Below are 24039 nucleotides of genomic sequence, written 5' to 3'. Positions count from 1 at the left end.
GGACCGAGCGACGCGGCGTGACCGATTTCAACCGCATCCTCTCGGCCCGTACCCCGCTGACCCTGGCAGGCGCGCCCACCGGTTTCCTGCCCTGGCTGGCCGCCGATCTCGCGCGCGCCGCGCAGGCCCAGGGCGCCCGCCGCCTGGTGTTCGTCGCTTCGGACGATATCGCGATGCGCGCGATCGTCGATGCCGCGGGCTATTTCGCGCCCGAGCTCGAGATACTCGGTTTTCCGGCCTGGGATTGCCTGCCCTATGACCGTGCCTCGCCGTCGCTGCGCGCGACATCGGAACGGCTGGCCACGCTCCATGCGCTGCAGCGCCAGCCGTCGCGACCGCAGATCCTGGTCACGACCGTCAATGCGATCACCCAGCGCACGCTGACTCCGTTCCGCATCCGCCAGCTCGTCGCCACACTTGCGCCGGGCGAACGCATCGATCGCGACGATCTCGCGACCTTGCTGCAGGCCAATGGTTATGTCCGCACCGACACCGTCGCCGATGCCGGCGAATATGCGGTGCGCGGCGGCCTGGTCGACCTGTTTCCCTCGGGCGAGGAACAGGCGCTGCGCCTCGACTTTTTCGGCGACGAGATCGAAAGCGTCCGCCGCTTCGATCCGGCCGACCAGCGCACTACCGGCCGTGTCGACGGCTTCACGCTGTTGCCGGCATCCGAAGCGCTGCTCGACGGCGACAGCGTCAAGCGGTTCCGTAGCCGCTATCGCGAGATCTTCGGCGCGACCGCGACGGGCGATCCGCTTTATCAGGCGGTCTCGGACGGACGCCGCCTCGCGGGCATGGAGCATTGGCTGCCGCTGCTCGAGGACAAGCTCGCCACCCTGTTCGACCATATCGGCAAGGACGCCCTGATCCTGCGCGATGCAGGCACGGTCGCCGCCGCCGAACAGCGTTTCGAGGCCATCGCCGACTATCACGCCAATCGCGAACGCGCCCAGTCCAACGACCCGGGCAGCTATCGCCCGATCGCACCCACCGCGCTCTATCTCGACGCCGCCGAATGGTCGGAGCGGATCGAACGTGCGCCGATCCATCTTGCCACGGCCTTCCACGAACCCGAAAGCGCCGCGGTCATCGATTTCGGCGTCGACGGTCCCCGCGATTTCGCGCCCGAGCGCGCGCAAAGCGCCAATGTCTACGAAGCCGTTGCCGCTCACGCCACCGCGCTGCGCAAGGCCGGCCGGAAACTGGTGCTCGCCAGCTATTCCGAAGGCGCGCGCGAACGGCTGGGCGGGTTGCTCGGCGATCACGGGCTGAAAGGCGCGATCCCGGCCGATGGCTGGCAGGAAGCGCTGGGCGTGGCGGTATCGGGCGTGGCGCTGGTCGTGCTGCCGCTCGATCACGGCTTCACTGCGCCCGACGTCGCCGTCCTGACCGAGCAGGACATGCTCGGCGACCGGCTCGTGCGCCGGCAGAAGCGCCGCAAAAGTGCGGATGCGTTCCTCAACGAGCTGGCCACACTCACCCCCGGCGATCTCGTCGTCCATGTCGATCATGGCATCGGTCGTTATGAGGGGCTGACCCAGATCCCGGTCGGCCAGAGCCCGCATGACTGCGTCGCGCTCGAATATGCCGGCGGCGACAAGCTCTACGTGCCGGTCGAGAATATCGACGTGCTGTCGCGCTATGGCGCCGACAGCGAGAATGCGTCGCTCGACAAGCTTGGCGGCGAGGCATGGCAACGCCGCAAGGCGCGGATGAAGGAGCGCATCCGTGAGATTGCGGGCGAACTGCTCGCGACAGCGGCGCTGCGCGCCTTGCGGCCGGCGCCGGTGTTCGAGGCGGATGCGAGCAGCTATGCCGCCTTTGTCGATCGTTTCCCCTATCAGGAGACCGACGATCAGGATCGCGCGATCGGCGATGTGCTCGGAGATTTGAGCGCGGGCACGCCGATGGATCGGCTGGTGGTCGGCGATGTCGGCTTCGGCAAGACCGAAGTCGCCCTGCGCGCCGCTTTCGTCGCGGCGATGGCCGGGCAGCAGGTCGCGGTCGTCTGCCCGACCACGCTGCTCGCCCGCCAGCATGCGATGAACTTCGCCGAGCGTTTCCAGGGTTTCCCGCTCAAGGTCGGCCGCCTGTCACGTCTCGTTCCCGCGGCGGAGGCGAAGGCGGTGAAGGAAGGGCTGGCCGACGGCACCATCGACGTCGTCGTCGGCACCCATGCACTGCTGGCCAAGGGCATCGATTTCAAGCGGCTCGGCCTGGTGATCGTCGACGAGGAACAGCGCTTCGGCGTCACCCATAAGGAGCGGCTGAAAGCGCTGAAGAGCGACGTCCATGTGCTGACGTTGACCGCGACGCCGATCCCGCGGACCTTGCAGATGGCGATGTCGGGCCTGCGCGAATTGTCGGTGATCCAGACGCCGCCGGTCGACCGTCTCGCCGTGCGCACCTATGTCATGCCCTGGGATCCGGTGGTGTTGCGCGAAGCCTTGCTGCGCGAACATTATCGCGGCGGGCAGAGCTTCTTCGTCACGCCGCGCATTGCCGACCTGCCCGATATCGAAACCTTCCTCCGCGATGAGGTGCCAGAGATCAGCTATGTCGTCGCGCATGGCCAGATGGCGCCGGGCATGGTCGAGGAACGCATGTCCGCTTTCTACGACCGGCGCTATGACGTGCTGGTCTCGACCACCATCATCGAGAGCGGGCTGGATATTCCCAGCGCCAACACGCTGATCGTCAATCGCGGCGATCGCTTCGGGCTTGCCCAGCTCTATCAGCTGCGCGGGCGGGTCGGCCGGTCGAAAACGCGGGCCTATGCCTATCTGACCACCGCGCCCGAACGATTGATGACCGAAACCGCGGAGAAGCGCCTCAAAGTGCTGTCCGACCTCGACAGCCTGGGTGCCGGTTTCCAGCTGGCAAGCCACGACCTCGACATACGCGGCGCCGGCAATCTGCTCGGCGACGAACAATCCGGCCATATCAAGGAAGTCGGCTTCGAACTCTACCAGTCGATGCTGGAAGACGCGATTCTCGAGGCGAGAGCCGGTGGCGCGGGCCTCGAAGCGCCGCGCGAAGCCTTCTCGCCGCAGATCACCGTCGATGCGCCGATCCTGATCCCCGACACCTATGTGCCCGATCTCGACCTGCGCATGGGCTTGTATCGCCGCCTCAACGAACTCGACGACAGCCAGGGCGTCGAATCCTTCGCGGCGGAGCTGATCGACCGGTTCGGCAAGCTGCCCGAGGCGACCGAAAATCTGCTGCGCGTGATCGAAATCAAGTTGAACGCCAAGCGCGCCTGCATCGCCAAGATCGATGTCGGGCCACGGGGCGCGCTTGTCACGTTCCACAATGACAGCTTCCCGAATATTCCGGCGCTGCTGGCCTATGTCGAGCGCCTTCAGGGTACGGCGAAGCTACGTCCGGACAACAAATTGGTCATCACCCGTGCCTGGAGCGACGCGAAGGCCCGACTCAATGGCGCACTTCAACTTTCGAAGGGATTGGCCAAAGCTGCCGCTTGACTTGCCGGCACGGTTTTTTAACCTTGTTTGGAGATGTTTCGTGGGGGCGAACGATCGTGAACGGACCGGTTTCGGCGAAACGCTGGACCAAATTGCTGGCGACGATCGAGGCCTTGAAACGGGCTGATACCATCGCCGATGTCGTCGATATTGTGCGCGATTCGGCGCGCGCCATCGCCAATGCCGACGGCATCACCATTGTCCGCAGGATCGGCGGGCGCGTCCATTATATCGCCGAGGACGCGATCGGGCCGCTCTGGACCGGTCAGGATTTTCCGATCGAACAATGCGTCTCGGGCCTGGCGATGCTGGCGCATGAGCCGATCCTGATCTCGAACATCACGCTCGACTCGCGCGTGCCGCAGCATCTCTATCTGCAGACCTTCGTGCGGAGCATGGCGATGTTCCCGGTCGGCATCGGCGAGCCGGTCGCGTCGGTCGGCCTGTATTGGCAAAGAACTGGCAGGATCGACGACGAAACGGTCGCGCTGTTCGAATCGCTCGCGCGTTCGATGGGTGCGGTGCTCTACAATATCGACAATATCGATCATGCGACCAACTATTGCACCGGCCGCAGAACGCCTTGGGGTGGCTCGCCAATTCCGAGTTATTGATCAGCCCATCCGGTCGACCAGCTCGGCCAGTCTCGCGCCATCCACCGGCTCGGAGCAGAGGAAACCCTGATAATAGTTGCAGCCCTCGCGTGCGAGCAGCGCGAGCTGGGTCGCGGTCTCGACGCCTTCGGCGACCACGCTCAGACCCAGCGACCGCGCCATTTCGATGACGCCGCGCACCACCACGCGATCGCGGCTCGATCCCTCGATATCCTCGGCGAGCTTCTTGTCGATCTTGAGGTAATCGAGCGGCAGCGCCTTGAGATAGGCGAGGCTGGAATAGCCCGTGCCGAAATCGTCGATCGCGACGCGGCATCCGCCCGCGCGCAACGCCGCGAGCAAGGCCGCCGCCTGCCCCAGATCCTCGATCAGCCCGCTTTCGGTGATCTCGACGGTCAACCGCCCACGCGGAAAGCCGCTTTCATCGACCATCGCCAGGAAACGCTCGGCAAAATCGGTCACGGCAATGTCCGCGGCCGTGACGTTCACCGACAGCCTGAGCGCGGAGAGCCGTTCGGGCCAGGCCGCGGCCAGCGCGACGGCGCGGCGCTGAACATGCTCCGACAGGGGCAGCAGATAATCGGACCGCTCCGCCGCCGCGAACAATGTCGAAGCCCCCAACTCGCCCAGTTCGGGATGCCGCCAGCGCGCCAGTGCCTCGACGCCGTCGATCCGGCCGGTCGTGACCGAGATCTGGGGCTGGAACACGATCTCGATTTCATTCTGGTCGAGCGCGCGGCGCAGGTCGATCTCCAGCCGGCTGCCGAGCGCAACCGCCACGGCCTCGGCACCGCCGATGGTCCGCACCGTCCCGCTCTCGCCCGTCTTGGCTTCCGCCAGCGCGGCACTGGCGCGCCGCAACAGGCCGGTGGCGTCGTCACCCGCGCCATCCGCCGTCGCCAGCCCGATCCGGCATCCGAGCGGAACCATATGCTCGCCCGCCACGAACGGACGGGTCAAGACGCGCGACAGCTGATCGGCGAGCAATCGAGCGCGTTCGGCCGGCTCGCCTTCCTCCAGCCCGATCGCGAATTCGGCACCCGCGACGCGCGCGACCAGGACGGAGCGTCCACCGGCTTCGACGGCGAAGCGTTCAATCTGCCTGGCCGCCGATCGCATCAGCCCGTCGCCGGTCTCGCGACCGAACGCCGCGTTGATCATGTCGAATCGGCTGACCGACAGCAGCAGCAACGTCACCGGCGTTCCCACCTTCAATCGCGTCTCGAGCCAGCGACGCGCGGCAATGCCGTCGCGCAGACCGGTGAGCGCATCGCGGCGCCCGCGCGTTTCGGGTTCCTCCACCTCGTCGAGCGGTTCGATGCTGCCGGCGATCGCGCCGTCCGCATCGATATGGAGGTGATGCGCGATATGCTCGCCCGACGGCAGCCGGTGCGCGAACGCCGTCGTCCGCGCCCCCGCCCTCAGCCGGCCGATGGCGATCCGGGCGGCCGCCCGCCCGTCCGCGTCGAGCAGGCGATAGAGCGATACCAGCCCATCGATCCGCAATGCCACCACGCCGAGTCTGTCCCGGAACGGCTCGCCCAGCGTCAGCCCCGTGTCCGGCGTGTAGCGCCAGCCCAGCCCGCCATCGCTTTCGGTGAGCACCCGATCCCTGGCATGCCAGCCGCCCGACAGTCGATCGCTGTGGCGCTCGGCGAAACGCAACGCCTGCGCGAATTCCGCCTCGCCGAACGGGCTGGTGAGATAATGAGTCGCGCCTGCGCCAAACAGCGCATCGAGCGCGCCGACATCGCTGCGCGCGAGAATCACGAGCAATGCACCGGCATTCGCTTCGACCGGATCGGCAAGCGTTCGCGTCGCGGCGAGCCCTTCCTCCAGCGCACCGCGCGTGTCGACCACGGCGACCACCGCGCCGCTTGCGATGAACCGTCGCTCGATTCCATCGGGTCGCCGCGCCGCGATCGCACGCCAGCCCACCTTTTCCGCCGATGCGGCAAGCGCGTCGCGATGGCGGAACGACAGCAGGAACAGCGGCGCCGGCTGGAGAGGTTGGGGCAGATCCGGTATTTCAGTCGTCACGCAGCCATCCCCTCGGCGCCAATGATTAACAATGCCCTTCATCCGCGCAATCGCCTTTATCTTGCCGGAAATGGGTACAGCGCCTAGCTAGGGGTATGCAGACGGCAGCACCCTCGCCGACATCCCTGACCGACGGCCTCGGCCGCCGGATCACCTATCTGCGCCTGTCGGTCACCGACCGCTGTGATCTGCGCTGCCGTTACTGCATGTCGGAGGCGATGACCTTCCTGCCGCGATCCAAGATCCTGAGCCTGGAGGAGATGGAGGCGATCGCCGATCGTTTCGTCGCGCGTGGCGTTCGCAAGATCCGGCTGACGGGCGGCGAGCCGCTGGTTCGCCGCGGACTCGACCGGGTGGCACGCCATATCGGCCGTCATATCGGCGCCGGGCTCGACGAACTGACGCTGACCACCAATGGCAATCGGCTGGACGATATGGCGGGGCCGCTGTTCGACGCGGGGGTCAGGCGGATCAATGTCAGCCTCGACAGCCTCGATCCCGACCGTTTCCGCCATATCACCCGCTGGGGCGATCTCGACCGCGTGTTGCGCGGCGTGGCGGCCGCCAAGGCGGCTGGGCTTGCGATCAAGATCAACATGGTCGCGCTCAAGGGGATGAACGAGGACGAGATCGAGCCGATGCTGCGCTGGTGCGGCGATGAGGGTTTCGGCCTGACGCTGATCGAGACGATGCCGCTCGGCCAGGTCGACGAGGACCGCACCGATCGTTTCCTGCCGCTGACCGAGGTCCATGCCCGGCTGACCGAGCGCTTCACGCTGCGTCCACTCGACCTGACCACGGGCGGTCCCGCGCGCTACAGCATGGTGGAGGAACTCGGCGTCCGCATCGGACTGATTTCTCCGCTGACGCGCAATTTCTGCGACGGCTGCAACCGGGTTCGCCTGACCGCGTCGGGCAAGCTCTATATGTGCCTGGGCCATGACGACCGTGTCGACCTGAAACAGGCGCTTGCCGAGGGCGGAATGGATGCGGTCGACGCCGCGATCGACACCGCGCTGCGCCTCAAGCCCGCGCGCCACGACTTCAAGATCGAAACCCGCGGCGAAACACCTGCCGTCGAACGCCATATGAGCGTCACTGGCGGATGACCCAGGCCGAGTCCTGGGCGGAGAAGACGCGCGGCCTCGTCGTGTCTCCGACCGAAGCCGCGCAACAGGCCGCAGCCATATTGCGCGAAATCTATCAATGGGTGGAGCCCGAACGCGCCGACATGCTCGTCGTGCTGGGTGGCGACGGCTTCATGCTCCAGACGCTTCACCAGATGCTCGAACGGCGGCGAATCGTGCCGGTCTTCGGCATGAACCTCGGCACCGTCGGGTTCCTGATGAACGAATGGCGCGCCGACCATCTCGAAATGCGCCTGGCGCAGACCAAGACCTTCAGCGTGACGCCGCTGCGGATGGACGCGACGACCATCGACGGGAAAAGCGTCTCGCTGCCCGCGATCAACGAAGTCTCGCTGCTGCGCGAGACGCGCCAGACCGCGAAGATCGAAGTGACGGTGAACGGCAATGCGGTTCTGCCCGAACTGGTGTGCGACGGCGTGCTCGTCGCGACACCGGCGGGCTCCACCGCCTATAATTATTCGGCGCAGGGCCCGATCCTACCCTTGGGCTCCACGCTGCTCGCGCTCACCCCGATCAGCCCGTTCCGCCCGCGACGCTGGCGCGGCGCGATATTGCCGGAAAAGACGCGTTTCGGTTTCACGGTTCTGGACGCTGCCAAGCGCCCGGTCAGCGCGGTTGCCGATCAGCGCGAAATCCGCGACGTCGCCAGGGTCGAGGTCGCGATCGACCGGTCCTGCACGCTCAGCCTGATGTTCGATCCGGAACACGCGCTGGACGACCGCATCGCGATGGAACAGTTCGCGATCTGACCGCGCGCCCGTTCGCGACGACACCCGCCGCGCGGCCGGATTCGGCCGGAAATCAGCGAATGCGCTTCGCGACACACCCCGGAATCCGGACGTTTTCGCACTCATTTCGGATATCGCGAACCAGCGCTTGCCAACCGGCGAATCCCGCTGCTATAGGCCCGCCTCCGATCAGTGTTCCCCGGTAGCTCAGCGGTAGAGCATCCGACTGTTAATCGGACGGCCGCCTGTTCGAATCAGGCCCGGGGAGCCATTTTCGACAGTCCGATTTACCCGAGCCCTTGACGGGCTCGGGGGACGGTCCGCCCAGATGAAATTCCTTAAGCATTCCAAATGAATCTCGAAAGGTCACGGTAAGCTCACCGTTGGCCCACGAGCTGTTCGAAACCAAAAGATCCAAAGCGGAATTTTTGGCACCGGGCGGCCGTATATGGAACATGCGATGGGCCTTGTGAGCACGCGCTTTGCGAGCCCATCCGACAGGCTTGCCAGGGGCCAGCTCTGCAACCGAGCGATCGCAAGACAGGCCCCTATTTCGGCATCCCGCTCAAACCACTCGCCTTGCGAAGCGCGTTTCCATCCAGCCGATACCCGTCGAGAAACACCGTCTCGACACGGCGGAGCTTGGTGAGATCCCTGGAGACATCCCCATCGACCAGGATGATGTCCGCGGTCTTGCCAGCGGCAATCGATCCGATGCGGTCGTCCATGCCGGTCATGCGTGCCGGAACGATCGTCGCGGTCTGCAGCGCTTCCGCGTTGGTCAGACCCGCCTCCTGATAGAGTTCAAGCTCGCGGACCAGTTCAAGGCCATAACCGTCGGTGCCGGCGACGATGCGCACGCCCGCCTTATGCAGCCGGCCGACCAGGCCGACCATCTTGGCAAAGCTCTTGCGGAAATCGTCGCGGGTCAGGCCGCCGAACAACGGATAGCCGCCGATCCTCCACCCGCGCACGACCGAGGGCGGCGCGACGTCGGCAAAGGGCGCATATTCGGGGGCCAGTGCGGTGCCGTCGGAGGTCATCAGCGGCTCCCATACCGTCAGCGTCGGGTCGATGATCGTCTTCCGCTTTGCGAGCTCCGCGTAGAACGCCTTCATCGCGGGAGAGTCGAGGTCGACATCCTTGCCGTATTTCGCGGGCCCCTCGAGCCGCGCAGCGGTGTTGGCCTTGTCGACGACATCCTGCGGCATTGCCTGCATCATGATGAAGTTGATGTGCGTGACCTCGTCATAGCCGGCGCGGACTGCCTCGAGCGGGCGCATGCCGGCCGGGATATGGCCGTGCACGTGCAAGCCCAATTTGTGCGCCTCTGCCGCCCCGGGAGCGATCCAAGCGGGGTTCATCGAGGTATAGAATTTGACGCCCCACAGACCGGTCGCCTTCACCTTGTCGACCGCGGCGACCGTTTCCGCTGCTGAGGAGACGGTGAGCGCGCCCTGTGCGGCCAGCGGATCCTTTCGATCGATGATCACCGAGATCTTGCCGTCGGGTGCCAGCAGGTCGCCGGCAGCACGGCGCTTGTAGATGCTCAACGCGTCGTCGATCATCGAGCCGGGGCTACGATAATTGGTCATGCCGGTGGCCAGATTCTGCAGCAGGTTCCAGTCGTCGCCGACATGCTGATGCGAATCCCACAGACCGGGCAGGATCGTCTTGCCCCGCCCGTCGATCACGGTCGCGTTCGCGGGGGCCTTGATCGATCCGGCAGCGCCGACAGCAGCAACCTTGCCGTCCCTGATCAGCACCGCGCGGTTCGGCAGATAGCGGCCGGCGACCGAATCGAACATCAGGACGTTGTCGACCAGAGTCGCTGTGCGATTCGCGGGCGTCAGGAAGCGGTGCGCGACATCGCGGACCATCGCCGCGGTCGCCTTGTCCTGAATGTCCTTCAGCGCGGGCCCCTGGCTCTCATAACCCTGGGGCAATAGCGACATCCCGCCGGCGTTGCCGAAGAAGCGATTGTCGCCGTCGAGCCAGACCGGCGACGGCGAGAAGCCCGTGCCGGTGATGAAGGCGAGCTTGACGGTCTTCTTGCCTTGCGGACCGTCGATCTGCACTGGCTCGCCAATCGCGATGCTGGCATGGCCGGTCGGCAACAGGTCGACGCCCTTGTCGCCCGCAGCGACAAGCGCCTCGACCTCCAGTTCGCTGGCAAGCCAGGGACCGCCATAGCTATTGTAGCGCTTGGCGCCGAACGGTGCCGAGCCGGAGTCGACGACCGTCTTCCAATGCGCGACGCCGCCGGCGTCGACGCTGAAATCCTCGGTGGCTTCGCCGGTGTCGGTATAGCCGCGGATGGCGATTGCCGATGGGCGCCGGTCGGGCCCGAGCGTCACCAGTTCATCGGTTTCGGTGACCCAGCCGCGCAACGACATCGACATGCGATAGGCGACGCGGCCGTCCGGCGTCTTCCACGACCAGATGTCGCCATGCTTCCCGGCGGTCGAGCTGATCGTATAATGCCGCGCTTCCGCGGGCGGCTTCATCAGCTGCTCTTTCGGGGTCGAGGCGCCAGCGATCGAAGCGGTGGCGGCAAGCAAGGTCGCGAGGATAGTTCGGTGCATGATGGTCGCCCCCGGCAAGAATATCACGAGAGTGGCAAGCCGGTCGGTCTGACGCAACCGCAGAATGGTCGGATGTGAACGACATCCCCTGACCAGGACACCTGCGGCCGATTCCCAATTCAATCGGTCGGACGAGACGCAAGCGGTGGACGTCTGCATAGACATTCCGCAACGCGCGCCGCCGAGGAGACCGTCTCGAACGGTGAGTCCGGCCCGCGGCCGAACGGAGCCGTCAGAGAGAGTCGAGCGAGACGGCGAGATTGATAGGATTACGCCGCCGGGGCACCAGCAGGTGGATGACGGCCCGAGTCTGATCGTGGACATTCCGTGGTCCAGCGTTAAGCTCGAAAGCCGCTCTTCCCACGGCGTTGATAAACTCCGTTGGGGCGCACCAATGCTTGGAGGTTTCGTGGCAGATGTTTTTCCCCATGGCACCGTCCATGAGGCAGGTGACGACCTTCAGGCAGCAATTCGATCTGATCCCAAAATCCTTGCACTGTGGGAACGCCTGACGCCGCTGGGACGGAATGAATTCATCTGCTGGGTCGATGACGCGAAGCAGCCAATGACGCGCCAACGCCGTATCGAGCGAACCTGTGAGGAGCTGTCGGAGGGGAAGAAGCGGCCCTGCTGCTGGGTGGGGTGTATTCACCGTACCGACAAGGCGCCAAGCCGATGGCAACAGGCAGTCCTGATCGATAAGGGAAAAAAGGGCCCAGAACCGGCCTGAGAGCGAATGTTGCTGTCCGGGCGGTCCAGGAGGACTCGCGGACAGCATTTCACCTTGTGCATGCTTTTGAATTCGATCCCCCCTCGTCGGTGAGTTCGACGATTGCCTCATGGAAGCGGTCGCTTTCACCGGCGAAGCCCCAAATACTCTTCGTCCTCCAAACCTCCTCAGTGTACTGAATGCCGTGAGCGTCTCAGAGCACACGATGTTTACGACCCTGCCGAGTTCCTCGACCTGCTCGCCGAGCCAGGTTAGCTCCTCCTCGCTTACGCGATAATGCTTCGAGTCGGTGCGCGCTTCCCGCCGGACCGCCCGACCGGTGCCTATTCGCAGCAGCGATCGGGATCATCCGACGCATCGAGCGCGACCAACAGGCCGATGCCGCCAAGGACGGCCAGTCCCCCGACGACAACGGCCACGACGCCAGCGTCAGACAGATTGTTGCGCCCCTTCGCCGGCATCGACCTGCCAGGCGCATAACGCACCGGCGTCAGCCGCAGCCCGGCCAACGAGACGAGCGGTTCGGGCTCGTCGCTCCTGAGGCCGAACTCGAGTCCTTCGCCGATCCGCCAGGCGAGACCTTTGAGATCGCCGCCATTGCTACGCTGCATCGGCGCGACGGTCAGGCCGGCGCAAACGGCCCGCGTCTCCCCCTTTGCGCCGCCGAGCGCTATGCGGAGCCGCGCGCCGGCGAAACTGCCCATCGACACCGGCCGGGCGCCGTTCATATGCGCCGCGCCCTCCCCGGTCTGCGCGTGAAGCGGCGCGGCACAGGTCGCCGCAAGCGCCATGGCGAACATCGACTTTTGCATGGGAGATCCTTTTCCGGAACTGGTCATGATTGCCTGAAAATCGGAAATCCGGTGAAATCCGGTGAAATCCGGCAAGGGCGGGAATGCGATCGCGCCCTTCATTTCTCGGGGCGACAATCGCCGAGGTAAAGCGTGGTGCGGGACTGGCGATACTCGAGAAACCTGCCCGTCAACCGGATGCGCTCACCCTTGCTCAAGCTGAGCGCATAGGTGGCCTGGTCCTTTGCCATCATGCAGTGAATATCGACCTTGAACTGCGGTGCACCGGGGCCCGGCGTGAACAGCAGCTTGCTGGGATCCGGAACATCGAAGGCAATGCGATATTGGGGACCGTCCTGCTCCGCATAATCGAACTTGCCCGATACGGTGAAGGACTTGCCGGCATAGCGCAGCGGTATCGCGGCGGGCTTGTCCATCGTCTCACCGGCCAGCCGCTGCGACAGCGCCAGCGCATCGATCCTGGTCGGCGGGCTCGGCGCCACGACCGCCCTGCCCGCGGCGATACCCGCCTTGCCGCCGCGCAAGCGCGACAGGAGCGCACACATGTCTCGCCTGAACGTCTTCTCGCCGACGATAGAGCCCTTGTTGAACTTGGCGAGCAGTTCGGCCCGGCTGCCACCAGCCTCGCGCGTCGCGGTGAAGACGAACGGGATCGCGCGATGCGTCAGGCTCTGCGGCATTTCCAGCAGCATGTTGCCGCCCGCCGGGTCCGCCGTAAGCACGTCGAGTTTTTCCGAGGGTGCGAGTGCGCGCATCTGGTTGACCGCGCTCTCCGGGGTCAGATCAGGCACGGTGAGCGTCGCGGTGTAGCGCGGTCCCGAAAGGACGTTGCCGCTGATCTTGAAACTGTCCTCGCACGGCCCGGCCTGCGCCACGCCCGGGAATGAGAGGCATAGCAGCGCCGTCAAAGGGACAAGGATATGTCGGCTCGTCACTGCCCTGGGCATCGCGGATTTCCTATCGATACTGCGTTTCCGGTACATTCGGAAAGCCGCTTCGAACCACGTCTTCGCATTCCGCCAGACATGTTTCACTAGCACAGATGCACTAGGTGCTTCACTTGCGGATCGGATGTAATGATCAGCATGATGGATGTCGGCACGTCTGTTCTCAGCGGCTCGCAAACGGTCTTCCGAGGCCTGGCGGGATGACGAGTCCTGCCGCCCGCCTCGCCGAGAGGATCGTCATCGCCGACGATCATCCGATGTTCCGCGACGGCGTGCGCCGGATCGTCCAGCGGCTGGCGCCCGATGCAGAGATTGTTGAAGGCGGCGCATGGGGAGACCTTCTCGAGGAAGTTCGCCGCGGCGATACGCCCGGCCTGTTCCTTCTCGACCTGATCTTTCCGGGTTTCGATGCCGAGCATTCCATCAGTGCCCTGCGCGGGGAATTCCCGCGTGCATCAATCGTCGTCATTTCGATGCTCGATCGGGAGGAAACGATCGATGCCGTCCTTGCGGCAGGCGCCGACGGCTTCATCAGCAAGGCCGTGCCGCCGCATGAGATCAGCCTTGCGATCCAGGCGGTCCGCGATGGCGATTTCGTCGTGCAGCGATCCCCCACCGGATTCGAACTGCCTTCGGCGAAGGCGGTGCTGACGACGCGCCAGTTGGACGTGCTGCGCCTGATTGCGGTGGGAAGGACCAACAAGGAGATCGGCCGAGAACTCGGGATTTCACCCTTCACGGTCCGTGTTCACGTCTCTGACCTGCTGCGCGGCCTCAATGTACCGACGCGCGCCGCAGCGGCGGCAAAAGCGGTGGATCTGGGTCTTTGAACGCTCAGCGCGCCTCCTCACCCTGACGCTTGAGGGCCCCGAGCAGCGACCGCAACTCTGCCGGACGCGTGGGTTTCGACACGATCGGGATTGTCGGATCGTCGAGTTCCCGGGCGATGGCCCGTACATCACCGCCGGTGATGACGATCGCCGCGACATGCCGTCCCAGCATCCGTCGCACCTGGGCGATACAATCGACACCCGTCACCGGTGAATCGAGATCATAGTCGGCGATGACGATATCGCAGGGCCGGACAATCTGAGGCAGCGAGGTTTCGGGCTGAACGATGCAACCCCAGCGCTCGAGGAGGGTTGCCGTCGCCAGTAAGGCTTCGCGCTCGTCATCGACGAGCAATATGCGCAGCCCCCTAAGCGGGCTTGGTGCGGCCAGTTTCGAAACGATTTCGGGAGCGGTCGGTCCGTCCCCGATGACGAGCCCCTCGATCGCGAAGACCGCACCGAGACCGGGCTGCGATCGCACCGAAACCGCCAAATCCAGCACATCGGCCAGGCGCCTGACGATCGACAGGCCCAGCCCGATCCCGTCAATGTCGCGGCCGCGTTCCTTGACCCGGTAAAACTCCTCGAAAATTCTGTGCAAATGCCCCTCTTCGATCCCGTTTCCACGATCCCATATCTCGATTGCCAGCCGCCCCCGCCGCCTCCGGCATCCGACCAGAACGGGCTTGCCCGGCGCATATTTGAGCGCGTTCGACAGGATATTCTGCACCATCGTCGCAAGCAGGCCGGAGTCGGTGCGCACGTACAGCCCGCAACCGACCTGACGAACGACAGACCCCGTCCATTCGGCCGCCTTGGAATTCTGATGAATCACATCCTGTAGCAGCATCCCGATGTGCACCCCCTCGATCTTCGGCACGATGCCACCGGCATCGAGCGTGGAGACGTCGAGCAGCGAGCGGAACAGCAGCGAGACGCTGTTCAGGGACTTGTCGATATTCTCGACCAATTGCCGATCCTCGGTCCGAAGCGGGGCATCGAGCAGGCAATTCGTGAACAGGCCGATCGCGTGGATCGGCTGGCGCAGATCGTGGCTCGCTTCGGCCAGGAAGCGCGATTTGGCAGCGTTGGCCGCAACCGCCGCCTCGGAAGCCCGACGCAACCGCGTGAGCAAGCTGAAGGCATAGGCAGGGACGATGATCGTCGTCAGAACGAAGGTGAAGGCAAGATAGGGCTGGCTCGACCAATAGGGAGTGAAACCGATCACCAGTCCAAGCGAACAGAGCGCGATCGCGGTTGCCCCGGCAAGATAGTGGACGCCGTACCGCAAGCCATTCCCGACCGTCACCCAAAGCAGTATCGCGTACAAAGGAATTAGTGAATACCCGCCCTCTATAAGACCATAGGTCAAAACTCCGTAGTCAAGGAACATGACGAACAGTCGCCTTGAATGATAAACTCCCGGATATTTTTTAACAAAGGTGAGAATCAGGATCGAGAGGACCTGTACGACCACCATGAGATAGAAGAATTCATGGATCGAATCATACGCCCTTCTGTCGAAGATCATCATCGCGCATAGAGACAGAAGGAAGAAAAAGGCGATAACCACCCTGACGAGAGCCTGGGATTTCTCGGCATCATGGCTGGAATCGCGTGCCGAACTCCATCCGGAAAGAGACGATTTTACGGTGGAATTCATTCGCGGGCTTACCTTGTCGAGCTCTTCTTGCCTCGGAGGGATATCGGGCTCGCGGTTCCGTCGAGCGCACATCCATGCTGCCACATAGCAGCCGCGCTTGAAATGGATGAGGGAGGGTCTCGCATGAGCGCGGACGCAGGATCATCGCGCCAAGAGCGAGAATGACTAACGCTCTGGCCCAAAATTACTGGTTTGCGGCAGCGATGCGTCCAATCGAGATAGAGCGTCGCTGCGACGCGAGTTGCTGACGCAGAGCCCGCTTTGAAAGCGATCCAGGCATATCGCGCCAACTCTTCCGTCCGGTCGACCACAGCCAATAATTTAGGGGATTCCTGAAATGCGCCTGCTGACCGCCCTGCTCGCCACCAGTCTGATCGCTGCCCCTGCCCTGGCCAAGTCGGATGTCGTGACCGCGGTCGAGGCGGACTATGCCGCCCATCTCGAAACGCTGTTCGTCGATTTCCACAAGAATCCGGAGCTGTCCTTTCAGGAAACCCGTACCGCCGCGATCATGGCGAAGGAGCTTCGCGCGATCGCCGGGATCGAGGTGACCGAGAAGGTCGGCGGCACCGGCGTCGTCGGCGTGATGCGCAACGGCAGCGGGCCGGTGCTGCTGATGCGCGCCGACATGGACGGGTTGCCGGTCAAGGAGGACAGCAGCCTTCCCTATATGTCGACCGCCACCAGCGTCGATCGGGACGGCGTGACCAAGCCGGTGATGCATGCCTGCGGTCATGACGTGCATATCACCGCGCTGATCGGCGCCGCGCGCCAGCTCGCCCGGCTGAAGAACCAGTGGAAGGGCACGATCATATTCGTCGTCCAGCCGGCCGAAGAACGGGTCGCAGGCGCGCGGATGATGCTGGAGGACGGCCTCTACACCCGCTTCCCCAAGCCCGATTTCGCCGTCGCCTTCCATGTCACCTCCGATTATCCCTCGGGCAGGATCGGGCTGGTGCCGGGAACCGCGATGTCGTCGATCGACGATATCGAAGTCACCGTTCCCGGCGTGGCAGCGCATGGCGCGTCACCGCAGATGGGCAAGGATCCGGTGGTCATGGGGGCCGAGATCGTGATGGCGCTCCAGACGCTGGTGAGCCGCACCATCGCCCCGCTCAAGCCCGGCGTGATCACCGTCGGGGCGTTCCAGGCGGGCATCAAGCACAACATCATCCCCAACAAGGCCGAGTTGCAGTTGAGCGTTCGTGCCGACGACGAGGAAACCCGGCAGACCTTGCTCGAGGGGATCAAGCGGATCTCGGCCAATGTGAGCCGCATGAACGGCATGCCCGAGGACAAGCTCGCCACGGTCCGGATCGGCGCGCAATCGAGCCCGGTGACCAGCAACGATCCCGCACTGACCACGCGCGTCCGCGCGGCATTTGCGGCGGCGCTGGGCAAGGACGTGCTCTACGATCAGCCGCGCACGAGCATGTATGCCGAGGATTTCTCCTATTACATCCAGAAGGAGCACAAAGTGCCCGGCGCCTTTTTCTGGGTCGGCGGCACGCCCCAGGCCGAATTCGACGCGGCGCGGAATGGCGGGGCGCCGATCCGGCCGCACCACTCCCCCCTCTTCCGGGTCGAAGCCAGGCCCGCGGTAACGCTGGGCGCGCAGGCGATGACGGTGGCGGCGCTCGACCTGCTCAGGAAATAGCCACGCCCCATGACGACCGGAGCCGTCAGCACGTCGGCGCGGCGCTCTCGCCGACTATCGGCATGGCATGATCCGCCATGCCGCAGTCGCTCAGCGACCGAGAAACTGGCGCACCAGATCATCCTCGGCAATGTCGCGCGCGGCCTGCGGGGTCAGGTTTCCGCCTACAATGTCGAGGCCCTTTGCCGCTTCCAGCAACAGGACTCTGACGTCGGTTTCCGACAGCAAGCCCTTTTCCATGAGCTTGCGAACCAGCGCACGCAGGATCAGCGTCTGTATATCCCGATGCCCGAGCGGCTGTTCCTCTTCCATCATGATCGTCTCCAAAGCGGTTTTGGCGCGAAGTCGCAGAGCGTAATTCCTTGGCGATGGTTGCGCCAATAGGACGCCACATCCCGACCTGCTTCAAATGTCGCATTCGGAACGAACGCCCGGTTTCGAGGGTTGTTTGACTGGGAAGATCGCCTCGCCAAGCGAACCAAGCGCAGCTTGCGCGGGCCAGCAGGAGCATGATCATGGACCAGACAATTTCGGAACTGCCGATCGAGGAAAGCGCGCATCGGTTCATCCTGGCAAGCCGGGTCAATGACGCGCCCGTCTTCGATGAGGCGGGCAAGCGGCTCGGTCATGTCGACGATCTATCGATCGAGCGGGTCAGCGGTCAGGTCATCTATGCGATCGTGTCGTTCGGCGGCTTTCTCGGCATCGGTGAAAAATTCCATCCGGTGCCCTGGTCGCTGCTCGATTATGATCCCGAGCGCGGCGGCTATGTCGTGCCCCTGGATCGGGCGACGCTGGAGTCCGCGCCCTATTACGACCGGTATGAACTCAGCGCGCTCGGCGGCCCCAGCCATCAGACCTATGGCGAACGGATCTTCGGCTATTACGGCCCCTATGGCTCCGTGCCCTATTGGTAAGCCCGATCCGGGATTGCCGGGCATCCGGCATAGTCGGCCGATCAAAATGCCAAGCGGTCGTCCGAAACCGCATTGGCCTGACGGGGGGCACTTTTGACGACCCCGCGAGCACTTTCCTTGGGAGGCATCGCGTCCGATCCCCGCACGGCCGCACCACCGTCTTCGCCAACGAGGTGGCCGGGCGAAGGCAACGCCTGCCGATAGCGTGATTTGAAGTCGGACGAACTCATCCGGCGCTTCGGAAATCAGGGCATATCGCGGGCTTCGCGCATGAAACCCGCGATCACAAGGAATTCGCCTGCACCACCAGGAGGAAAAGGCTCTAGCCACATGCGATTTAATTGTTATTATCGTAATAATATATTTACCCGGAGAGGCCCGCAACACCGTCATGATCACCCCTGAGTTTCGCGTATCGGCTCAAGCGAACGGGCCATCCACCGGCGCTTCGCATCACCTGTCGATGGACCATCTTCCGGACGCGCTGATCGGCAAGAGCCGTCACGGATGACAGACAAGGGCAAGCATCGGGTCGGCATTGTGGGGCTGGGCATCGTCGCGGAAGCACATTGGCATGCCTATCGCCAGATGGACGATGTCGAACTGGTCGGCGGCGTCGACCCCGATCCTCGGCGGCGCGAAAGCTTCGGTGAGCGGGGCCTGCCGACATTTGCGATGCTGACAGAACTGATCGATCGCACAAAACCCGATATCCTGTGCGTCTGCTCGGCGGTCTCGACGCATGAGCAGATCGTGATCCAGGCGGCGGATGCCGGCATCGATATCCTCTGCGAAAAGCCGCTTTCCCCGGACGCGGCCAGCGCGCAGCGGATGGTCGATCATTGCGAAGCGCGCGGCGTGCGCCTGTTCTACGGTTCGACGCAGCGCTATCTGCCTTCGATCGCGGCGGCGAAGGCCCTGATCGCCGATGGCGAGATCGGCGATGTCCAGATGGTCAGGGAGGAACTGATCGGCGGCTCGGGACTGTCCGGTTTCAAGCCGATGAACGCGGTCCATTATCCCATGGGCGGCCCCGGCGGTGGCGGATGGGGGCTGGTCGATCACGGCATCCATATGCTCGACCTTTTCCCATGGCTGGTGGGCAGCGAGATCTGCTCGGCCTATGGCTCCGGGAACATTTCGGGCGCGAACCCCGCCCCTGAATTCGCGATCGTCGAAATGAACGGCGGCGCGGCGATCGGCCATCTCCTCTACAATGAGATATCCTTTCCGACCAAGCTGCCCAATGAAGGCGTCTTCGGCGTCGGTGACGGCTGGGGCAACCGGGGATATGCTGATCGCGGCGCCTGGGATACCCAGTCCGCATCGATCGATGTCTATGGCTCGCATGGGAGCATCCGGATCTTCGGCTATCCCAACCTGCTGTTCCTGACCACCGCATCGGGCATCCGGAAGGTGGCGACCGATCAGATATCCTCGCCTGTCCAGTTCGCGCGCCAGATGAGCGCATTCATATCGGCGATCGACCGCGACGAAGACGCACCGGTGAAGGGTCAGGATGGCGTGCGTGCGCTGACGGTGCTCGAGGCGATCTATACGAGCCGAAGACTGGGAAAAAAGATCACCATCGACGACTTTGCGCAAATGGCATCCTGACGTCCATATCCCTGGACGTTGGCTTAACAGCATGGGGCGAACGAGAATGTCCGATGAATCCAGAAATGTCCTTGGATCGACCCTGCTTTTCATAGGACTGCTGATATCGTCGGCGGCCCATGCCCAGCCATCGCCGGCCAATCCATCCGGTTCCACCGAGAAAACGGTCTGGGATCAGGATCGATATGTCGCCGGCGGCGGAGTCCACACATCCGCATCCAGGAAATCGATCTATGTTCCGGTAAGCGACAAGACCAGGCTCGCCGTCGATTTCTACCTGCCGGCAACGGACCGGACCAGGAAGCTTCCCACCATATTCCTCTATACCCGTTATTCCCGGGGCTCGACGAACCCGGACGGCAGCTTCACATCCACCGAAGGGTTGAAGGTCGATCGCGACGGCGTGGCGCGACTGGATATCGGCGGCGCCGATGACGCGACGCAATCGGGATCGGTCGCCCAGTTCCTGCGGCATGGCTATGCGGTCGTGATCGCCGAGATGCGCGGTGCCGGCGCGTCCTTTGGTCCGCAGCATCACGAAGGCGACGATGTCGAGGGGCGCGACGGCAAGGATCTGGTGGACTGGATAGCCCGCCAGCCATGGAGCAATGGCCGCGTCGGGATGTTCGGCACATCCTATCTCGCCGAAGTGCAGCCCAGGGTCGCAGCGCTGAAGCCCGCGCCACTCAAGGCGCTGGTCATGGTCCAGGGCTTTTTCGACGGTGCCAACAGCGCCTATGCGATGGGCGGGATCCATCGCAGCGGCTGGGCGGGCGCATGGCAGGCGGCCGTCGCCCGCCTCGACAGCCTGGCCTCCGCCGCCAAGGCGCGTGCGGCGATCACGCCGGTGGATGCCGATGCAGACAGGCGCTTGCTGCGCGAGGCGATCGAACAGCATCAGCAAGAGCCGGCGGGAACGGATTACCGCACCTATAGCGCCGATTTTACCGGTATCGGCGTGCTGCGCGACACGCTCGGCTTCATCGATCGCTATCAGGCCGTCGGCGCGAACAATCTCAGCACATTGGTGCCGAAGTTCAACGCCGCGAACGTCCCCACGCTCCTCATCGGGGGATGGGAGGATCTCTATGTGACCGACATGATGCTCTGGAACGCCAATATCAGCGTGCCGCACAAGCTGATCTACGGCCCCTGGGGGCATGGCGGGGCGCTCGGGCCAGGTCTTAATCCGAGGAACCTCGAATTCCGGACCGTCCGCACCACCGAGGCGCTGCGATGGTTCGACCATTGGCTCAAGCAGATGCCCAATGACGCGATGGAGAAACCCGCAATCCGCCTCGAGGTCGCGATCGATCAGAAACAAGCGATCGGGCTGTCTTCCGACACCTGGCCGCTCCCCGGCACACGGACGATATCCTATTATCTTTCGCCGGGCCGAACCGGGACGGTCCAGTCGCAGAATGACGGCGCCCTGTCAGTGACAGCGCCCCAAAGGTCACTGGACAATTGGGTCGTCGATTACGGCACGAGCCTGGGCACAGCCGGCACACGGTGGGAATATAAGCGCATCTATCCGATCGCGATGCTGCAGAACGACCTTCGTTCGCTGACCTATACGAGCGATCCGATCGAGACCGACATGCTGGTGGCGGGAAGCCCGTCGCTGTCGCTGTGGCTGTCGAGCGAAAACGCGCCGGTCGTCGACATCTATGCCTATCTGAGTGAAGTCGATCCCGACGGCACGTCGCGCCTGGTCACGGAGGGCATGATCCGGTCGTCGCATCGGACGCTCGGCCCCGCGCCCTATGACAATCTGGGTCGGCCGTTCCCGACCTCGAACGCCGCCGATGTCACGGCAGCACCCGCATTGAACGGCGACGCCACGCTGATCCGGTTCCCGATGCTCGTGACCGGCAAGGTCTTCCGGGCCGGATCGCGGATCCGGGTCACGATATCCGGAAACGACAAGGGCAATACGACGACGCCCATTCTCGACATTGCCCCGAGACTGAAGATGTTTCTGGGCGGGGCCACCCTGTCGCGGATCGAACTCCCCATCGCGCCCCTCGGCAAAGCTGCCGCGACGGCGGAGAGCGGACGATGAACGGGAAATCGCCCGCGCCGGCGCCGATCAAGGCATCACGGCTGAAGGGAGCGCTGGGATACCCGACCTATTTCGCACTGGGCTTTGGCTGCATCGTCGGATCGGGCTGGGTGCTCGTCCTCAAGGAATGGATCGATCAGGCCGGCATCGGCGGCGCCATGATCGGTTTTATCTGTGGTGGCATCGTGATGGCCGCGATTGCGGCCTGCTATGCCGAACTGACCAGTCGCCTGCCGGAAGCAGGCGGCGAATTCGTCTATATGCGCGCGACATTCGGTGACTCGACCGCGTTCATCGTGGGCTGGTTCCTGTTGCTCAATCTGGTCAGCGTGATGATCTTCGAGGGAATCGCGCTCGCCCTCGCGCTCCAACAGATATTGCCGGGGCTCAAGGCCGCAACCAGCCTCTATTCGGTGCTGGGCCATGCCGTGACCATGGACGCGATCCTGATCAGCATCGCCGGCGCCCTGGCCATGGGCGCCATCAACATCCGCGGAAATCGTTCGGCCTCATCCTTCCACAACATCCTGACCTATGGCTTCCTGGTCATCACGCTCGCCCTGCTCTGCTATGTCATGGTCTTCGCGGTCGACCGCCCTGCCCCGCCCTTGCTCGAGACGACGCGCGGGTCGCCATGGTGGCATGGCGCGCTCTGGATCTTCGCGATCTCCGGACTTCTCCTGAACGGCTTTCAGGTCATCCCGCAGGCGATCGAAGAGCGCGATGCCACCATCAGGCTGTCGGGGATCGCCAGGATCATGATCCTGGCGGTCGTCGGTGCGGCCGCATTCTATTGTTTCGCCATCATCGCCTGCGGTCTCGCGCTCCCGGCGGCACTGCTTGCCAGCTCCGAAATGCCGCCGATCTTCGCGGTCAGCCTGCTGCCGTTCGGGCCGGTGCTCTCGACGGCATTCCTCGTCGCGCTGATCATGTCGATCCTCAAGACATGGAACGGGATTCTGATCACCGCGGTCAGGCTGATGGTCGCTATGGCGCGCGTCGGCCACCTCCCATCGGTGCTTGCGACCACACGCCAGCATGACAGCACTCCGGTCGCGGCCGTCATCGCCTTGACCGGCCTGACCCTGCTGGGCGCCTTTCTTGGCGCGGGTGCGATCGTTCCGATCATCAATATGTGCTCGATCGGCGCCACGATCGTCCTGACGGCGTGCTGCATGGCGGTGATCATCCTGCGCAGGCGCGACACCCGGACCGATCGCCATGACTTTCTTGCCAGGCCATGGGCGATCATGATCGGCGTTGCCGGCTCGCTCGTCATGGCCGCGACGGCCTTGATCATGCCGCTGCTGAGCGCGCATGCGCAGGTCCCGCTCGAATATGTCCTGCTCTCCGCCTGGGCCGCGATCGGGATCGTCTTCTGGCTGGGCATGCGAAACAGGGTGCGCGCCGACGCGATCAGCTGAGCGCTTTCCGATCGGGGATCACGCCCTGTTGCCGCATCCCTGCACGCCCGGTTGTTTACGCACCGGCTTTGTGATGGCACAAACATCGTCGAGCCTGTTATGGCGCTCCCGATTTGCAATATCGCAAGGATAATAAGAATGGCCCGCCCGAAACTCGACCATGACGAACGCCGGGCGACGATCGCGGCAGCGGCCTGCGACGTGATCCTGGAGGTGGGCCTGGAAAACGCCCGGCTGGCCGAAATCGGCGCCCGCGCCGGCGTGACGACCGGCGCAGTCCAGCACTATTTCCGGAACAAGGAAGATCTCCTCTTCTTCGCCAAGAACCATATCTTCGACGAGCTGCTCGACAAATCGGCGGAGATGCCCGCATCGGACAATGGTGCGGAACGCCTGTTCCTCATGATCCGCCGGCATCTTCCGACGACGACCAAGCATGTCCGGACGGCGCGATTGCTCGAAGCCTTTCGCGGCCGCGCGATCGGCAACCCGGCACTTTTGCGCAGCCAGCACAAAAGGGATCGCAAGTTCCTCGATATGCTGGAGGACGAGATCCGGTTGCTCCACGCAGCCGGCGTGCTCAAACCCGATATCGATGTTCAACATGCCGCACTTGGCGTGAACGCGTTGCTCGACGGGCTTTGCTGCATCGTCATGGCGTCGCCCAGCGCCTTCAAATCGATGGACCTCTTCTCGATCGTCGAGGACTATGTCTGCGAGGCGCTTGGCGCACCGAGGTTTTCGGAAAAGTCGTGAAACGGCCCCTCGTCG

The 24039-nt window shown here is 63.9% G+C and carries 18 protein-coding genes, 1 tRNA gene and 1 pseudogene; 13 read left to right on the top strand and 7 right to left on the bottom strand.

Annotated features, from left to right (window positions below; translation table 11 throughout):
• Nucleotides 1-17 precede the first annotated feature (17 nt).
• Nucleotides 18-3491: a transcription-repair coupling factor gene (mfd, locus tag AC3WN8_RS20415; protein WP_492671318.1), complete on the top strand. Its 3474-nt coding sequence runs from the start codon at nucleotides 18-20 to the stop codon at nucleotides 3489-3491.
• A gap of 56 nt (nucleotides 3492-3547) precedes the next feature.
• A complete protein-coding gene (locus AC3WN8_RS20410; RefSeq protein ID WP_492671317.1) occupies nucleotides 3548-4105 on the top strand; it encodes a GAF domain-containing protein in 558 nt (185 codons plus the stop codon).
• Here the strand turns inward: AC3WN8_RS20410 and AC3WN8_RS20405 are convergent, their stop codons facing one another.
• Nucleotides 4106-6145 (bottom strand): putative bifunctional diguanylate cyclase/phosphodiesterase, encoded by a 2040-nt coding sequence (locus tag AC3WN8_RS20405; protein ID WP_492671316.1) that lies wholly within the window; start codon nucleotides 6143-6145, stop codon nucleotides 4106-4108.
• 95 nt (nucleotides 6146-6240) lie between these two features.
• Between AC3WN8_RS20405 and moaA the strand changes: the two genes are divergently transcribed.
• From moaA to AC3WN8_RS20390, 3 genes are all read left to right on the top strand, one after another.
• Complete coding sequence (gene moaA, locus AC3WN8_RS20400) at nucleotides 6241-7254, top strand: GTP 3',8-cyclase MoaA (RefSeq protein ID WP_492671315.1); 1014 nt, start codon at nucleotides 6241-6243, stop codon at nucleotides 7252-7254.
• A complete protein-coding gene (locus AC3WN8_RS20395) occupies nucleotides 7251-8042 on the top strand; it encodes an NAD kinase (RefSeq protein ID WP_492671314.1) in 792 nt (263 codons plus the stop codon). The genes moaA and AC3WN8_RS20395 overlap by 4 nt, the downstream gene beginning before the upstream one ends.
• 175 nt (nucleotides 8043-8217) lie before the next feature.
• A tRNA-Asn gene (locus tag AC3WN8_RS20390) sits at nucleotides 8218-8292 on the top strand.
• Nucleotides 8293-8569: 277 nt separating this feature from the next.
• Here the strand turns inward: AC3WN8_RS20390 and AC3WN8_RS20385 are convergent.
• Entirely contained in the window at nucleotides 8570-10606 is a 2037-nt protein-coding gene (locus AC3WN8_RS20385) for an amidohydrolase family protein (RefSeq protein ID WP_492671313.1), read from the bottom strand.
• 409 nt (nucleotides 10607-11015) lie between these two features.
• Here AC3WN8_RS20385 and AC3WN8_RS20380 point away from each other — a divergent pair, with 409 nt between their 5' ends.
• Nucleotides 11016-11336 (top strand): YdeI/OmpD-associated family protein, encoded by a 321-nt coding sequence (locus AC3WN8_RS20380; protein WP_492671312.1) that lies wholly within the window; start codon nucleotides 11016-11018, stop codon nucleotides 11334-11336.
• Between the two features lie 174 nt (nucleotides 11337-11510).
• Here AC3WN8_RS20380 and AC3WN8_RS20375 read toward each other — a convergent pair.
• The 3 genes and pseudogenes from AC3WN8_RS20375 to AC3WN8_RS20365 all read right to left on the bottom strand — a co-directional run.
• Nucleotides 11511-11621: pseudogene (locus AC3WN8_RS20375) on the bottom strand (nucleotidyltransferase); the annotation flags it as partial.
• Nucleotides 11622-11659: 38 nt separating this feature from the next.
• Complete coding sequence (locus AC3WN8_RS20370; RefSeq protein ID WP_492671311.1) at nucleotides 11660-12148, bottom strand: hypothetical protein; 489 nt, start codon at nucleotides 12146-12148, stop codon at nucleotides 11660-11662.
• A 98-nt stretch (nucleotides 12149-12246) separates the two neighbouring features.
• Nucleotides 12247-13095 carry a hypothetical protein gene (locus AC3WN8_RS20365; RefSeq protein WP_492671310.1) on the bottom strand — a complete coding sequence of 283 codons (849 nt, stop codon included), beginning with the start codon at nucleotides 13093-13095 and terminating at the stop codon, nucleotides 12247-12249.
• Between the two features lie 200 nt (nucleotides 13096-13295).
• Here AC3WN8_RS20365 and AC3WN8_RS20360 point away from each other — a divergent pair, with 200 nt between their 5' ends.
• Nucleotides 13296-13925, top strand: a complete 630-nt coding sequence (locus AC3WN8_RS20360; RefSeq protein ID WP_492671309.1) for a LuxR C-terminal-related transcriptional regulator — start codon at nucleotides 13296-13298, stop codon at nucleotides 13923-13925.
• A gap of 4 nt (nucleotides 13926-13929) precedes the next feature.
• Here AC3WN8_RS20360 and AC3WN8_RS20355 read toward each other — a convergent pair whose 3' ends face one another.
• Nucleotides 13930-15588 carry a hybrid sensor histidine kinase/response regulator gene (locus AC3WN8_RS20355; protein ID WP_492671308.1) on the bottom strand — a complete coding sequence of 553 codons (1659 nt, stop codon included), beginning with the start codon at nucleotides 15586-15588 and terminating at the stop codon, nucleotides 13930-13932.
• A gap of 337 nt (nucleotides 15589-15925) precedes the next feature.
• Here AC3WN8_RS20355 and AC3WN8_RS20350 point away from each other — a divergent pair, with 337 nt between their 5' ends.
• A complete protein-coding gene (locus AC3WN8_RS20350) occupies nucleotides 15926-17245 on the top strand; it encodes an amidohydrolase (RefSeq protein WP_492671307.1) in 1320 nt (439 codons plus the stop codon).
• A gap of 90 nt (nucleotides 17246-17335) precedes the next feature.
• On the opposite strand, the gene AC3WN8_RS20345 is transcribed toward AC3WN8_RS20350, so the two are convergent.
• Complete coding sequence (locus AC3WN8_RS20345; RefSeq protein ID WP_492671306.1) at nucleotides 17336-17560, bottom strand: hypothetical protein; 225 nt, start codon at nucleotides 17558-17560, stop codon at nucleotides 17336-17338.
• A 200-nt stretch (nucleotides 17561-17760) separates the two neighbouring features.
• Between AC3WN8_RS20345 and AC3WN8_RS20340 the strand changes: the two genes are divergently transcribed.
• The 5 genes from AC3WN8_RS20340 (at nucleotide 17761) to AC3WN8_RS20320 (ending at nucleotide 24024) form a co-directional block, all read left to right on the top strand.
• On the top strand, nucleotides 17761-18162 hold the full coding sequence (locus AC3WN8_RS20340) for a PRC-barrel domain-containing protein (protein WP_492671305.1): 402 nt from the start codon (nucleotides 17761-17763) through the stop codon (nucleotides 18160-18162).
• A 507-nt stretch (nucleotides 18163-18669) separates the two neighbouring features.
• On the top strand, nucleotides 18670-19779 hold the full coding sequence (locus tag AC3WN8_RS20335; protein ID WP_492671304.1) for a Gfo/Idh/MocA family protein: 1110 nt from the start codon (nucleotides 18670-18672) through the stop codon (nucleotides 19777-19779).
• 46 nt (nucleotides 19780-19825) lie between these two features.
• Complete coding sequence (locus tag AC3WN8_RS20330; protein ID WP_492671303.1) at nucleotides 19826-21844, top strand: CocE/NonD family hydrolase; 2019 nt, start codon at nucleotides 19826-19828, stop codon at nucleotides 21842-21844.
• Entirely contained in the window at nucleotides 21841-23268 is a 1428-nt protein-coding gene (locus tag AC3WN8_RS20325; protein ID WP_492671302.1) for an APC family permease, read from the top strand. Before AC3WN8_RS20330 ends, AC3WN8_RS20325 begins: the two co-directional genes overlap by 4 nt.
• Before the next feature lie 138 nt (nucleotides 23269-23406).
• Entirely contained in the window at nucleotides 23407-24024 is a 618-nt protein-coding gene (locus AC3WN8_RS20320; protein ID WP_492671301.1) for a TetR/AcrR family transcriptional regulator, read from the top strand.
• Nucleotides 24025-24039 lie beyond the last annotated feature (15 nt).

The organism is Sphingobium sp. FW305-3-2-15-F-TSA7, assembly GCF_058787155.1.
The sequence above is the reverse complement of the archived record's forward strand: the minus strand, read 5'-3'. Positions and strand labels throughout refer to the sequence as shown.

Coding starts and splice junctions, on each gene's coding strand:
- AC3WN8_RS20360 (WP_492671309.1), top strand. CDS start 13,296: ATGACGAGTCCTGCCGCCCGCCTCGCCGAGAGGATCGTCATCGCCGAC.
- AC3WN8_RS20370 (WP_492671311.1), bottom strand. CDS start 12,148: ATGCAAAAGTCGATGTTCGCCATGGCGCTTGCGGCGACCTGTGCCGCG.
- moaA (WP_492671315.1), top strand. CDS start 6,241: ATGCAGACGGCAGCACCCTCGCCGACATCCCTGACCGACGGCCTCGGC.
- AC3WN8_RS20335 (WP_492671304.1), top strand. CDS start 18,670: ATGACAGACAAGGGCAAGCATCGGGTCGGCATTGTGGGGCTGGGCATC.
- AC3WN8_RS20345 (WP_492671306.1), bottom strand. CDS start 17,560: ATGATGGAAGAGGAACAGCCGCTCGGGCATCGGGATATACAGACGCTG.
- AC3WN8_RS20395 (WP_492671314.1), top strand. CDS start 7,251: ATGACCCAGGCCGAGTCCTGGGCGGAGAAGACGCGCGGCCTCGTCGTG.
- AC3WN8_RS20350 (WP_492671307.1), top strand. CDS start 15,926: ATGCGCCTGCTGACCGCCCTGCTCGCCACCAGTCTGATCGCTGCCCCT.
- AC3WN8_RS20385 (WP_492671313.1), bottom strand. CDS start 10,606: ATGCACCGAACTATCCTCGCGACCTTGCTTGCCGCCACCGCTTCGATC.
- AC3WN8_RS20320 (WP_492671301.1), top strand. CDS start 23,407: ATGGCCCGCCCGAAACTCGACCATGACGAACGCCGGGCGACGATCGCG.
- AC3WN8_RS20365 (WP_492671310.1), bottom strand. CDS start 13,095: ATGCCCAGGGCAGTGACGAGCCGACATATCCTTGTCCCTTTGACGGCG.
- AC3WN8_RS20330 (WP_492671303.1), top strand. CDS start 19,826: ATGTCCGATGAATCCAGAAATGTCCTTGGATCGACCCTGCTTTTCATA.
- AC3WN8_RS20340 (WP_492671305.1), top strand. CDS start 17,761: ATGGACCAGACAATTTCGGAACTGCCGATCGAGGAAAGCGCGCATCGG.
- AC3WN8_RS20355 (WP_492671308.1), bottom strand. CDS start 15,588: ATGAATTCCACCGTAAAATCGTCTCTTTCCGGATGGAGTTCGGCACGC.
- AC3WN8_RS20325 (WP_492671302.1), top strand. CDS start 21,841: ATGAACGGGAAATCGCCCGCGCCGGCGCCGATCAAGGCATCACGGCTG.